Below are 13,336 nucleotides of genomic sequence, written 5' to 3'. Positions count from 1 at the left end.
TTTATGCTTCCATTACTCTCACAAACTCCAGAAAACGTGTACCTTTATAATGAAGCTCCCCACGATCCCCGATCACAATCATACCAAAGTCCCTATCCTTCACCTCCAGCTCCTTACGCTCACCCCCGTCAAACTCAAAGGTGATATAATAATAGGTCGAAGCTGAAAAATCGCCTGATCCCCCACGCACTCTCGTCCGTTTATCCACAACCTTACATGAACGTTGTACCCGTTCGGCTGCTTGATTGGACAGGCCCGCTCCGATCGTTTTGACAATTCCCATAATCATTACAAAAGCAATGAGTCCAAATACGATAAAAAAGATCGTATTAAACGATTGAACTTCCATAGAATCACTTCCCATTCACTTCATCCTTTCTACAGTAAAATGTAAATTTTCCATTCAATTGCCCATTGACAAATCGTACATCTTCACCCTCAAAAACTCCAATACTTTTTTAACATACTTACGAAAAAAAAGTTCTTTCGCTCTTTTCCGCACCCCGCTTGGACTTCTACCCGATCTGGGTCCTCTGATCCCCTCTAGACCGATTGACAAAACTATATATAGATATAAAATAGAGAATGTACTCTAAATATAGTGTAAAAAACGTATTTATGCCCGATATCTTGAAGATACAGGTATGAAAATACATGTAAATATAGAGTCAAAAATCTTAAATGGCGCAGCCAGCAAGGGATTCCATCTATAATAGATCCCAGGCAATGCCGTTTTCTTTTTTCGTTAAATGTTTAAGGAGGTTGCATACCATGCTGATTGCATATGATTCCAAGACCGGCAATGTAAAAAGATTTATAAACAAGCTCAAGCTTCCAGCGGTTCAGATCGAGGAGCAAATGACTATAGAAGAACCTTACGTACTTATTACATATACAACTGGGTTTGGGCAGATACCTGAGAGGGTATCTTCCTTTTTGAAAAAGAATGCTCAAAACCTTGTTGGTGTAGCTGCAAGCGGCAACCGTAACTGGGGTGAGAAATTTGCCAAAAGTGCGGATTTGATTGCCGATCATTATAATGTCCCCGTGATTAGTAAATTTGAATTATCTGGAACGTTCGGAGATGTAGAGCGTTTTAAACAGGAGGTGAGCCGAGTTGCGGCATATTGAATTGAACAACATGTTGATGAAACGCGATACAGACGGCTTTTTCCAATTGGAAAAGGACCAAGAGGCTGTAGCAGAATTTATGAAGGAAGTTCAGGAACGGAGTTTGAAGTTTGCTGACACAGCCGCTCAAGTGCTGTATATGATTGAGAATGATTATTACGAAAATTTCTATAACAGCTACACGGCTGACGAAATTAATGATATTTTCCATATCACTCATAGCTATAATTTTAAATTCCCTTCCTATATGGCAGCATCCAAGTTTTATACCGATTATGCAATGAAGAGTAATGACCGTAAAGTCTATCTGGAACATTACCCTGATCGGGTAGCCGCGGTTGCCCTGCATTTGGGACGCGGTAACGCGGATACGGCACGCCTGTTGTCCCGCTCGATGATGGAGCAACGTCTCCAGCCAGCGACACCAACGTTCCTGAATGCAGGCAAAAGCCGCCGTGGGGAATTGGTATCCTGCTTCTTGCTCGAAATGGACGACTCCCTGAACTCGATCAACTATGTGCTAAACACTTGCATGCAATTGTCCAAAATCGGCGGCGGTGTTGCCGTTAACCTGTCGAAGCTGCGGGCACGCGGCGAAGCGATTAAAGGCGTAGAAGGCGCAGCAAAAGGCATTATGCCTGTGCTGAAGCTGATGGAAGACGGCTTCTCTTATGCGGATCAAATGGGGCAACGTAAAGGCTCTGGGGCAGCCTATTACAACATTTTCGGATGGGATGTGCTGGAGTTTCTGGATAGCAAAAAAATCAATGCTGACGAAAGAGTACGTCTTAAGACACTTTCGATTGGATTGCTGGTGCCAAACCGTTTTTACAAGCTGGCTCAAGATAATGAACCGCTGCATGTATTTGCTCCTTACAGTGTGTTCAAAGCCTATGGAACACATCTGGACGACATGGATTTGGATGAAATGTACGACACGCTGCTCGCCGACGATCGGGTGAAGAAAAAAATAGCGATGAGCGCACGTGACATGCTGACGAAAATTGCCATGATTCAGTTGGAGTCTGGTTATCCATATATCATGAACAAAAGTAACGCGAACCAGGCACATGCTCTTAAAAACGTGGGTCAAGTCAAGATGTCGAACCTATGCACGGAAATCTTCCAGTTGCAGGAAACTTCCGAAATTACAGATTACGGCCAACAGGATACCATCCGCCGGGACGTGAGCTGTAATCTGGCTTCTCTGAACATTGTAAATGTGATGGAGCATGGCAAAATCCGCGAATCCGTTCACGAGGGTATGATTGCGCTCACCTCGGTCAGCGATATGACCCAAGTAGCTAATGCGCCAGGTGTTGCGAAAGCGAACCGTGAAATGCATTCCGTCGGTTTGGGTGTCATGAATCTGCACGGCTACCTTGCCAAGAACAAAATTGCGTATGAAAGCAATGAAGCAAAAGACTTTGCCCGTACCTTCTTCATGACGATGAACTATCATTCCATCGAAAAGAGTATGGAAATCGCGAAAGCGGCTGGACAAAGCTTTTATGGATTTGAGGAATCGGATTATGCGACAGGCGTATATTTTGACCGATACCTGAACACAGATTATCGTCCAACAACTGCACGTGTGCAAGAGCTGTTCAAGGGCATCTATGTTCCGACTACAGCGGACTGGGACAAATTAAAAGCAGATGTGATGAAAAATGGCCTGTACCACGCCTATCGTATGGCAATTGCGCCGACTGCCAGCATTTCGTACATTCAAAATGCAACATCCAGCGTCATGCCGATTGTTGAGCAGATTGAAACCCGTACCTATGCCAATTCGACGACCTACTATCCAATGCCTTATTTGCAAAAGGATAACGTGTTCTTCTATAAATCCGCTTATCAAATGGACCAATTCAAAGTGCTGGATCTGATTGCAGAAATCCAGCCGCATGTGGACCAAGGAATTTCGACCGTTCTTCATGTGAACAGTGACGTGACTACGCGTCAGTTAGCACGTTGCTATCTGTACGCCGCACACAAAGGACTTAAATCGTTATACTACACACGCACCAAAAAGCTGTCTGTGGAAGAGTGCCTCACCTGCTCCATCTAAGCATAAATGGTAACAAGCTGTAGTATAAAAATTAGATTTTAAATAGATATGGATGCTTTGCATTAGAAGCTGTATCCAGCGTGTGGTTCAGACCTTTACGGGGCTGGACAAGACCCTCGCGGATACAGCTTCCGTATGTCAAGCATACGATGATTCGCCTGCACTATTTCAATGTGTGTTTCTAGGGAATCTCGCAAGCTGAAGGGAGAATGCTAACAATGACAGGTATACAAGCCGTAAACTGGAATCGCTCGGACGATGATTTTACACTGATGTTCTGGAACCAGAACATCATGCAATTTTGGACGGATGATGAAATCCCGTTGTCTGACGATAAAATGTCCTGGGTAACCCTCAGTGATATCGAAAAAGAAGCCTACATGAAGGTGCTGGGCGGATTAACACTGCTGGATACCATTCAAGGCGGTGTAGGTATGCCGCAAATTATGGAGCATGTGGACGGACTGCAACGCAAAGCCGTACTAAGCTTTATGGCGATGATGGAACAAATCCATGCCAAGTCGTACAGTAGTATCTTTACAACGCTAGCTTCCACGGAAGAAATTGACGGTGTATTCCGCTGGGTGGAAGAAAATCCACATCTCCAAACCAAAGCAGAAACCATTCGTCAATATTATATGAATATCCACACACCGAAAGACCTCTATCTCGCGATGGCTGCGTCGGTGCTGTTAGAAAGCTATTTGTTTTATAGCGGCTTCTTCTATCCTCTTTATCTGGCGGGCCAGGGCAAGCTGACATGTAGTGGAGAAATTATCGATTTGATCTTACGGGACGAAAGTATTCACGGTGTGTACGTAGGTGTACTGGCACAGGAGATTTATGCAGAATTGGACGAGGAAGAACAACGTGATCTTTACCAGACGCTGGTAGGCTTGCTGCGCTACTTGCATAATAACGAGGAACAATACACCGAGCAAATTTACACCCCTATTGGACTCGTAGACGATGTGAAAGTCTTTTTGCGCTATAATGCCAACAAGGCCATGATGAACTTGGGCTTTGATCCACTGTTTGAAGAAGAAGAAGTTAATCCCATTGTATTCAACGGCATCAGCACCCATACTAAGCAGCATGATTTCTTTTCTAAAAAAGGAAACGGCTATGTGCGGGCGATGAATGTAGAGCCGCTGACAGATGATGATTTTAATTTTGGCGTATAAGTACAATTACGTAAAACTGTAAACAAATAGGGTTTCAGAACTTGTCCCTGAGTTCTGAAACCCTATTGCCTAAAGAAAGTAGGTAGCATGCGTTCGCTTATATAAAACTGGTATTGCCGCTGTTATAAGGATTATACCCATAAAAGCGGGTGCGGCATGACCAAGTGATACATAGATTTGACCCCCAATAATAGGCCCAATCATTCTTGCTAAAGCCTGAATAGATTGACTACCTCTTTGAATCCTTCCTTGTTCACTAGAATCGACAGACTTGGAGAGCATCCCGTTGAATGAAGGTCCAAAGATCGAATCACCAAAACCAAATATAAACATTCCAGCGATAAAAAGAGGATAGAATGAGAACAAAGTAGATAGCGCAATAAGACTGTAACCTATAATCTCCGAAACCATTCCAAGAATGGCTATCTGTTTATCATTAAGTTTTATCAAAAGCTTGGGCATGATGAAACCTTGTGAAATGATGTCTTGGAAACCCATAATTGAAAACATAAGTCCGATTAGTGCAGGCCTCCAACTGAAAGTATCCATTGTAAATTGTGAAAAAACGGCCTGTAAAGATCCGTTGGGTATCCAAAGTAAGAACGCAGAGACAAGTAACCTATTTAAGTTTTTCATGGAAAGCAGATTTGCAAGCTGTGTAAATGGATTCAGTCTTACAAAGGTAATCTCTTTCAGTCTATGTTTCTTGTCAAGGCTCTCAGGCATAAAAAAGAATCCATAAACAACGTTCAATAAAGTTATGATTGCTCCAAAATACATGGGTACAGAATAACCAAACTTGGCAAGTAATCCGCCTAGAGTTGGCCCAATGACAGTGCCTACACCTACAACCGCACTCACCCATCCAAAGTATTTGGTTCTCTCTTCTGGAGGAATGATGTCTGCAAAATAGGCGAAGATCGTGCTTATGCTCCCGCCTGTTAACCCTTCTATGATGCGCCCAGCAAATAGTACCCATAGAGCTCCTCCTATGCCAAAAACCAAGTACCCAATTGCGGAACCCAAAAGGCATACTAAGAGCAATGGACGACGGCCATATTTGTCGCTCAAAGCTCCAAGTACGGGAGCCGCAAAAAACACGCAGAATGCATAAACAGAGGTCAGCAGCGTAACAACTATAGCTTGTTCTCCCGGACTGCTTGTATAAGGCTGCACTAAGAATGGGACGACAGGTATTATGATACTGAAGCCTATTCCGCAAAGAAATACAGAGATAAGGCCGAATATTAAAGCGTGTTTATCTACGGTTTGTTCTGTGTTCTGTTCATTGTGTGATCTACATTTGAACACTTCATTTCTCCCCTTAAAGGTTAATTTTTACTTCCTCGGAAGCAAAAATATCGTATCACAATTTTGCTTCCTCGGCAACAAAATAATAACAAAAAAATGCAGCCCGTTCTCAATAGAGCCCGGCTGCCTATGGTTTGATTTTCATTATTCAAATTTATTCCGTCTTAATATCTATACCCTGTTTTTTTATTTCTGCATCCAAATGCCTACTATACTTTTCCAAGAAGCTAATCATACTGTTAAATTGTTCTTCGGTTACCTGCTCAAATACGGCTTTATCCCGCTCTTGAAACTCTTTGTGCAGTTCCTCATGGATGTTATAGATTACTTTCCCTTCCTCAGTAAGCCTAAAATAGACTTCTTTCTTGTTATCCAGCTTCTGGTAGCTTTCGATAATGCCTTTTTTTATAAGCTTCTTAGTTATTTTACTTATGGCACCGGTAGTCATATAAAGGGACTCCGCAAGTTTTGTCACGTTGGAATCTGCATTTCTTTCAATGTATTCGATGCAATGTACTTCAGAAGGCTTATAACCCTTAAGGCTGTCTTCCATCTTATCTTTATTAAGCCAAACCATCTTGTTAAATAAGTCCCTGAAACCCACTATGACCTGTTCTTCTTTGTTCATGGCCTGTCCTCCCACCCGTTGGTGCATTAACAATACAATATAGTATATTTTTGTTTCTATTTCAACAATATTAAAATAATTATTGAATTGAGCACGAGGGCATACACGAAAAAAAAACGGCCAGATCGCTAAAGTAGCGGAATCGAGCCGTTTTACATTTCTTAAGACCCAGCCTCAGTGAACATTTGAAAAGTGACACCAAACTTGTCTGTTACATTCCCATAAGCTGGACTAAAATGGGTTTCCTGCAAAGGCATTCCCACCTGTCCTCCCTGCTGTAGAGCATTAAACATTTTTTGAGCTTGCTCCACACTATCGGTTGTAATACAGATGCTCACCTGATTCCCGCGGCTAAACGGTGACCCGGGAAAGGTATCAGAAAACATGAGCTCTGTCTCACCCACTTTAAGGGTAGCATGTCCCACACGTTCCTTGACCTCTGCGGGAATGGGAAAATCGGGGTTTTCCGGCATTTCCCCAAAGGTTTGAATAAAAAGCAGTTGAGCATCCAATGCCTCTTTATAAAATTCGATTGCTTCTTTTGCATTTCCATCCATCGTGATGTAAGGAATCAAACGTTTGGACATCTTCAACACAGCTCCTTTAATTCGAGGTGGTTAACCCAGCATTTCTCCTGTATTATATACAAAACTTGTCAAGAAAAACAAATCTGTATTCTTAGCTTTCATGCACTTGAACGCCAAGCTGCTTTAGCTCCTTTATCGCTTCCGTAACGTTACGCTGTGGATGAAGCGCAGAGATCATCTGTGCAGTGATCGGAACGCCGTTGAAAATCTGGCTTACCACCCCTAGAGAAATCGGCAACTCATAGTAACTCTCAGCCCAATCCTGATATTCCTCCGGTGTAACTATAATTTTCCCCAACAAAAAGGATGAGCCATCGTCATATCCCTCAGGAAAGTTCGCGTTGCCCATACGCCACTCTTTATCTCCCGCTTCCCTCCACATACAAAAGGTAACGTCCTCTTTCTCCAGTGCTTCATCTTCCAAAAGCTCCATCATATCATCAGGCACACCGTCATATATGCCCGGCCAGACTTCATAATCGTCTCTCGCATGAGAACTTACAGGGGATTCATGGTCAAACCCCTTCAGCAGCACACCTTCACCCGTCCATAGCATATGAATCGTATCTCCAGCGCCATTGTTTACCTCACCCAGGCACACATCACCAGACCACTCAGACCGCATACGATACGTGCGTAACCAATCTTCTGGAGACAATATAATGTCCAGCGCTGACAGTAGTAGCATTCTGTCTTTTAAACCATTCGGCGTTAGCTGTGCATCAAGCATCATATTCTTCATCATTCCCCCACTTTGTTCATGCGACTAAGAATTCATCTGTCCCTACCTATATCTTTCAAGCTTCGCCCGCTCAACCACCTGCCGAATGAATGGTCCTTTGGCTTCTGTATACGCTGCACGGTCATATTTGAATGCATAGCTTTCTAAAAAATGCCTTCTAATCGTGCTTGGCACAAATCAGAAGGCATTCTCTTGTTCAATTTAAAAATCATTCAGCAACTCCAACCCTATTATTCGGCTTCTCAATCACGATCAGACAGGTGCTGTCTGGAAAAGAAACCTGCTGGCCCTGCTCATCCATGAACTCAACACGTCTAGACAGCGCCTCGGCATAGCCCTCCTGTAAATAGTGGCGGCTCACGCGGATAATCGCTTGTGATCCAAGTGTGCTACGAATACACTCTTCATACTGTGACGGGGTAAAATAACCAAACTGCTCCTGCACTTCATGCACATAGGCTTCCGCTCCCCATGTATAGGTATAGAGAAATTCCATCGCATCGTTCACTGGTAAAACAGCCTCATGCTCCCCCACACGCTCTATTTCAATGTGGCGACCTGCAAAATCTTGCGCATACCGTATCAGCCATTCCATTCCATCCGGCTCCAAGAATCGAATTCGTCTGCGCTGCTCTACTGGTTCGGTCATAATCCCGTCACGAATGATGATACGCCCGCCGGGTGCAAGCACACGATAGGCGCTCTGCAGAGCTGCCTCCACTGTTTGTGGATTGAACCGAATCCCATCTCGTTCAATGTAGGAATAGAGCTCGTGAAGAATTGAAGAGAAGATGACCGTGTCCATACTCCCCGTTTCCACATATTCCTCTAACTGAAGCGCATCCCCTTTGATGACATCCCAACGATGGCGCTCCAATTGCTTTTTACGTTTAAGTGCCTCAATGACATTTACAGAAATATCAAGACCTAATGGCTTCGCATCTGGTCTTTCCTGTTCGATCAGATCCAGCAGTACACCCCCGCCGGGTCCAATATCCAGTATGCGGGTTCCAGTCACATAATCTAAAATGATCCTTTTGTAATCTACGGTCTGGTTCATATCTGTAAGGTACGTTTCCTCATTGTGAAAGCGATCATACGCATCGCGCCGTAATCCGAACAGATCGAACAGCAGCAGGACTGCTTTGTCATACAGAGGCGTTTTTTCTGCCTCAATACAAAAGTCAATCAGTTTCTCAGCCGCAGATGAAAATACAAAATTAAAAAATACAGTACTCGGCAGCTCCTCTTTATGCTCCACGATCACACTCAAATGAGGATTATGCTTCCGTTTTCCTTTTGAAATGTCCTGCCAAGACAGTGCACTTAAATATTTTTCTATCATTCGTTTTTTATATACGTTAATTTTCTTGACACCACGATAGTCATAATACATCGTATTCATGAGCGATTCGAAACTGATATGGCGAACGGTCGCAGGCTGTTCCTGCCCTGTGCCATCCCTTAATGTGAGTAAAAATACCTTTACCAGTTCTTGAAGTGAAAAATCTTGCAAAGCTGATTCTACATACCAAAGTGTCCGATTCTCCAACGGAGCCAGCGCCTTCTCTACATTCAACTCCCGCTCTAGTTCTGTGTAAGCCTGCTCGAACGGCTCCCCTTCATGAATGGAAACCGACCGTAACCTTTCCAGTCGCTCCTTTACACTCCAGACTACAGGTGCGTTATCCCATGCAATCCAGCCGATCAGCTGCTCCACTTCACTGCGTACTTGATCCCATAATGCAGGTTCCACCCCGGCGATAATACACTCGTTCAGGGCCCGTAAAACAAGCTCCAGTTCCTCAGGGCTTAGCCAGCCTTTACGAGTAATTTCAAGCAGCAGTCGATTTTCAGCAAAAGGAATTTCCCCCCGTATATATTGCCCGATCAATCCATGCGTCTCAATCAGAATTCGGGTCATGCTATTACGCGGGTAAGCAGGGGACTCCGCTTGGGCCTGTCTGACATACAGTTGGGAGGATCCGATATTATGTACAAATAAATTAATACCCTCATGCTGCCAGCGTAGCCGTTCGCGGACTGTGCCTCCTTTGGCTGTCTCAGACCATACCAATACATCCTCCAGTAGCTCTTTAACCCAGAATGACAATGGAAGTCCGTCCAAAATAAGCAACGTACGCTCCACGTAATCCAGTACAGGATTGGCATCCTTTAACTCACCTATAGATCGAATGCGTTCCAAATTTACAATACGCTCCTCAGCCGAAACAAGCAGCTTTAACCAAGTCGGTGTATCCCAGGCCAGATCATTTTCTTTCCTGTAATTAGCAATGGCTTTTAACGATTGCAACATTTTTCTCACCTCGTGTGATTCGGATTCGGTATGCACAGGAGACTTTGAATAAGACATTTGGATTAAAACCTTGTATATACTACACTTTACCATACATTTGTAACTTCCACCTCGTGGAAAATATTAAACATTTGTATCAATCAACCGCTTGACATACTTTCCAAACGCATACATAACCCTCAAGTGCACTAGACAGTGCCACATCAGACAAAACAAATGACCGTAACTTCCATATAAGGAATTACGGTCAGCCTGTTTATTTCCATATACAGTTTAACGACACGACTCCCACTACCTCCATCTTCCGAACTTATCATTCTGGACTTCGTTAACCTGTCCAAAAAATACCTGCATGATCTATTTCTACCTGTTCGAGCTGTTCTTCAAAGCACGGATTAGGTGCAATCTCTTTTACACACTGCCAGCTTTCAGCTTCTTGCCGGGCATATACATGCCAATGATTTTCTTCCCAGCGAAATTGGACAATGTCCGTGCGATCCCACAACTCAGTTTCATTAGAAGGCCTTTCCTCCATCAAGATCAAACAGTTATCCTCTATTTGATAAATGAGCCGCACGTCAGAACGCACGTAGCCTGGCACCTTTAGCGCAATATAGCCATTCAGCAGGTATTCAACCTTTTTAACGGTAAACGGATCAATCCGTTCGTTCACGAGATTTCCACCCCTTGATCAATTCGTAAATATTACGATTTAAATATAGCAGAAATCGAAGTTTTTGAAAAGAGTCCTTCATGCCGTCCCAAAATCAAAAAGATATCCTCCAGCCTGAAGGCTCAGAAGATATCTCATTACTCTTGTTATACGCAGCCGAATCATAATCCCCTATGATTTCTAGAAAGTTAAAGTGCCACTGTGCAACACGTCAACCATCTATAATAAATTTCGCTTATTTATCAACAGAAACGCCATCTGGTACTGGAATACCAAAATCAGGTGTTCCATCTTCTTTCCAGTAGAACGGCTGCACACGTGTATGACGATTCGGATCATACAGCGGGTCGCCTGTAATTTCCTTGTAATTCCGGGCGTGATATACGATTACATCGCTACCATCAGCAGCAACCGTAAAACTGTTATGACCTGGCCCGAATTGTCCTGTTTCCTCATGGGTGCAGAATACCGGCTGAGGTGATTTCGTCCATGATTTCGGATCAAGTAAATCCGCATTCTCATCTGCCGTCAACAGACCCATGCAATAATTGTGGTCTGTGGCGCTAGCTGAATAACTGATAAAGATCCGCCCGTTCCGTTTCAGAACCGCTGCTCCTTCATTCACCTTAAAACCGATGATTTCCCAATCATATTCAGGAGTGGAGATCATCACCTGCTCACCGCGCAACGTCCATGGATTGCTCATTTCGGAAATATACAGATTGGAATTACCGACGATGTCAGGGTCCTTCTGAGCCCACACATAATACAAAACTCCATTATGCTGGAAGGTTGTCGCATCGAGAGCGAACGTCTCCCAACGGGTTTTGATCTGTCCTTTTTCCACCCATTCCCCTTCCAGAGGATTAGCTGAATCATTTTCAAGCACGAACATCCGGTGGTCGAACAGGCCTTCCTTCGTTTCTGTTGTACGAGCTGCTGCAAAATAAATGTACCATTTGTCGTTTATATAGTGAATTTCCGGTGCCCAAATGTTCGCACTTAACGGGCCCGTTTCATATTTGTGCCACACTGCGACAGGCTCTGCTGTACTCAAGCCTTGAATAGTACTTGCTCGTCGAACCTCAATGCGGTCATACTCTGGCACAGATCCGGTGAAATAATAGTATCCGTCACTATGCTTGTAAATCCAAGGGTCTGCCCGTTGCTCAATGACCGGATTATTAATGGGTACAGATTGATTCATGGTTATTCTCTCCTCTATGTGTAGTATGTAGTTCATACAATTAATCGCTGATACGTTTTCCCCAAATGGAAATTCCCTTTTCATTCATACCCGTGAAAATTAAAGTATGGCGACCAAGCTCCCAGTCCCATGAAGGAAGCAATAACAATTCTTCCTTAGTTCCTTCGGATGTATTGCTCCAATCTATTGTTAGAGTACGCTTGCCATCAAAGCTCCAGTGACCTTCAAGAGAACCGCTGGTTGCCCGCCCTCCATCTTCTAGACGGAGCTGTTCAGCTTCCACCTGGCCGTCTACTTCCTGCTTTATCACGATGCGCTCCCAGTTGCCGGATAATAGCCTTTTGGGTATATCCTGCTCCTTTTCGCCGGCATAGCGCTCTGGAGAGACGACCGGCCAGCCCTCTGTCGTCCACAATATTCTGCGTACATGCAGGTACGGCCAGCTCTTGTCCGTTTCTCCTCGCGCATGATGTACAATATAATAATCCGCACCGTCCTTCAGGACAGAATTGTGACCTGGCGCAACCCAGCCTTCTCCTTCGCTGAACCGATAACCGCCCAATACCTTGTTTCCAATCTCGTATTGAGGCAAATAGTTGGTATCTGCCATATCATGTCCATTCATGTCCACATAAGGGCCTGTGATAGAATCTGAACGGGCAACGCGAACATTGTAGTCCTCAAACAAAGAATCATACGAGACGAACAAGTAGTATTTACGGAACATTGGATTGTACACAATGTATGGTCCTTCTACAGCACCGTCCTCAGTTGCCCGATCTCTGGCAGCGATATTTTTACCATAGCCAGATTCTTTGAGCTTTCCAGTCTGGGGATCAAGCGGTGTAATATAAATACCGCCGAAAAAAGAGCCGTATACCATCCATGGATTACCCTCTGCATCCAGCACCGGATTGGCATCAATCGCATTCAGCTTGTCATGCTCTTTCGTTTTAACGACCAGCCCCTCATCCTTCCAAGGGCCTTCCGGGGAGCTGGATGTCTGCAATCCGATCGCAGACCGTGTGCTGCCAAAGGTAGAAGCAGAGTAATACATCCGATAGGTATCACCCATCTTGATGACGTCCGGTGCCCACAGATTGGTTGCCGATGACCACGATTCTGCTTCCTTTGGAATGCCGGGGAGTGCATACTGCACCCAATTCCAATGAATCAGATCAGTCGATTTGCGTACCATGACACCGGGTCTCAATTCTCCACCTGTCTTTACATCCGTTGAGTAGACATAATAGCCTTGATCTGTTTTGATAATCGCCGGGTCATGTGCATTGTTAATGGTCCAGCGCTGTTCATCGTTAATCGTACTTTGATCATACAAGTGATCGGGAGGCGGAGCCTGCGGATACACAGGGTCCGGAGTGTTATCCCCACAGCCAGATAGACCCAGCATGAGCAGCATAACCATAACTGTTATTCTCCTCCTTCCTTTACCCATTACATATTGTAACTGCCTTACATCATTCA

12 protein-coding genes are annotated in these 13,336 nt (G+C 44.3%); 3 read left to right on the top strand and 9 right to left on the bottom strand.

Annotation, left to right across the window (positions count from 1 at the left end; all coding sequences use genetic code 11):
* Position 1: 1 nt before the first annotated feature.
* Positions 2-364: a DUF2500 domain-containing protein gene (locus MHH57_RS09105; RefSeq protein ID WP_069011357.1), complete on the bottom strand. Its 363-nt coding sequence runs from the start codon at positions 362-364 to the stop codon at positions 2-4.
* 407 nt (positions 365-771) lie between these two features.
* Between MHH57_RS09105 and nrdI the strand changes: the two genes are divergently transcribed.
* The 3 genes from nrdI (at position 772) to nrdF (ending at position 4,386) form a co-directional block, all read left to right on the top strand.
* On the top strand, positions 772-1,131 hold the full coding sequence (gene nrdI / locus MHH57_RS09100) for a class Ib ribonucleoside-diphosphate reductase assembly flavoprotein NrdI (RefSeq protein ID WP_016819181.1): 360 nt from the start codon (positions 772-774) through the stop codon (positions 1,129-1,131).
* Entirely contained in the window at positions 1,118-3,202 is a 2,085-nt protein-coding gene (nrdE, locus tag MHH57_RS09095) for a class 1b ribonucleoside-diphosphate reductase subunit alpha (RefSeq protein WP_209947980.1), read from the top strand. The genes nrdI and nrdE overlap by 14 nt, the downstream gene beginning before the upstream one ends.
* Positions 3,203-3,420: 218 nt before the next feature.
* Entirely contained in the window at positions 3,421-4,386 is a 966-nt protein-coding gene (gene nrdF / locus MHH57_RS09090) for a class 1b ribonucleoside-diphosphate reductase subunit beta (RefSeq protein WP_029516760.1), read from the top strand.
* 69 nt (positions 4,387-4,455) lie between these two features.
* Here the strand turns inward: nrdF and MHH57_RS09085 are convergent, their stop codons facing one another.
* The 8 genes from MHH57_RS09085 to MHH57_RS09050 all read right to left on the bottom strand — a co-directional run bounded on the left by MHH57_RS09085 (position 4,456) and on the right by MHH57_RS09050 (position 13,277).
* Positions 4,456-5,697, bottom strand: coding sequence for an MFS transporter (locus tag MHH57_RS09085; RefSeq protein ID WP_342435030.1), 1,242 nt, complete (start codon positions 5,695-5,697; stop codon positions 4,456-4,458).
* 154 nt (positions 5,698-5,851) lie between these two features.
* Positions 5,852-6,325 (bottom strand): MarR family transcriptional regulator, encoded by a 474-nt coding sequence (locus MHH57_RS09080; RefSeq protein ID WP_029516758.1) that lies wholly within the window; start codon positions 6,323-6,325, stop codon positions 5,852-5,854.
* 161 nt (positions 6,326-6,486) lie between these two features.
* Positions 6,487-6,912 (bottom strand): VOC family protein, encoded by a 426-nt coding sequence (locus MHH57_RS09075; protein WP_029516757.1) that lies wholly within the window; start codon positions 6,910-6,912, stop codon positions 6,487-6,489.
* Between the two features lie 91 nt (positions 6,913-7,003).
* Entirely contained in the window at positions 7,004-7,657 is a 654-nt protein-coding gene (locus MHH57_RS09070; protein ID WP_342435029.1) for a hypothetical protein, read from the bottom strand.
* Positions 7,658-7,862: 205 nt separating this feature from the next.
* On the bottom strand, positions 7,863-9,971 hold the full coding sequence (locus tag MHH57_RS09065) for a class I SAM-dependent methyltransferase (RefSeq protein WP_342435028.1): 2,109 nt from the start codon (positions 9,969-9,971) through the stop codon (positions 7,863-7,865).
* 328 nt (positions 9,972-10,299) lie between these two features.
* Entirely contained in the window at positions 10,300-10,644 is a 345-nt protein-coding gene (locus MHH57_RS09060; RefSeq protein ID WP_238794840.1) for a DUF3024 domain-containing protein, read from the bottom strand.
* 235 nt (positions 10,645-10,879) lie between these two features.
* Entirely contained in the window at positions 10,880-11,851 is a 972-nt protein-coding gene (locus MHH57_RS09055) for a family 43 glycosylhydrolase (protein WP_039270067.1), read from the bottom strand.
* Between the two features lie 40 nt (positions 11,852-11,891).
* The gene (locus tag MHH57_RS09050; protein ID WP_165147877.1) at positions 11,892-13,277 is read right to left on the bottom strand and encodes an arabinan endo-1,5-alpha-L-arabinosidase; all 1,386 of its coding nucleotides are present in this window, start codon (positions 13,275-13,277) and stop codon (positions 11,892-11,894) included.
* Between the last annotated feature and the right edge of the window lie 59 nt (positions 13,278-13,336).

This window comes from Paenibacillus sp. FSL H7-0442, assembly GCF_038593105.1.
Taxonomy (GTDB): Bacteria; Bacillota; Bacilli; order Paenibacillales; family Paenibacillaceae; genus Paenibacillus; species Paenibacillus polymyxa_D.
Note: the sequence above shows the minus strand (reverse complement) of the source record. Positions and strands in the feature narration are given on the sequence as shown.

What these genes read in the sequence shown, in the direction of transcription:
- MHH57_RS09105 (WP_069011357.1), bottom strand. Translation starts at nt 364, where the DNA reads ATGGGAAGTGATTCTATGGAAGTTCAATCGTTTAATACGATCTTTTTT.
- nrdI (WP_016819181.1), top strand. Translation starts at nt 772, where the DNA reads ATGCTGATTGCATATGATTCCAAGACCGGCAATGTAAAAAGATTTATA.
- nrdF (WP_029516760.1), top strand. Translation starts at nt 3,421, where the DNA reads ATGACAGGTATACAAGCCGTAAACTGGAATCGCTCGGACGATGATTTT.
- MHH57_RS09080 (WP_029516758.1), bottom strand. Translation starts at nt 6,325, where the DNA reads ATGAACAAAGAAGAACAGGTCATAGTGGGTTTCAGGGACTTATTTAAC.
- MHH57_RS09075 (WP_029516757.1), bottom strand. Translation starts at nt 6,912, where the DNA reads ATGTCCAAACGTTTGATTCCTTACATCACGATGGATGGAAATGCAAAA.
- MHH57_RS09070 (WP_342435029.1), bottom strand. Translation starts at nt 7,657, where the DNA reads ATGATGAAGAATATGATGCTTGATGCACAGCTAACGCCGAATGGTTTA.
- MHH57_RS09065 (WP_342435028.1), bottom strand. Translation starts at nt 9,971, where the DNA reads ATGTTGCAATCGTTAAAAGCCATTGCTAATTACAGGAAAGAAAATGAT.
- MHH57_RS09055 (WP_039270067.1), bottom strand. Translation starts at nt 11,851, where the DNA reads ATGAATCAATCTGTACCCATTAATAATCCGGTCATTGAGCAACGGGCA.
- MHH57_RS09050 (WP_165147877.1), bottom strand. Translation starts at nt 13,277, where the DNA reads ATGGTTATGCTGCTCATGCTGGGTCTATCTGGCTGTGGGGATAACACT.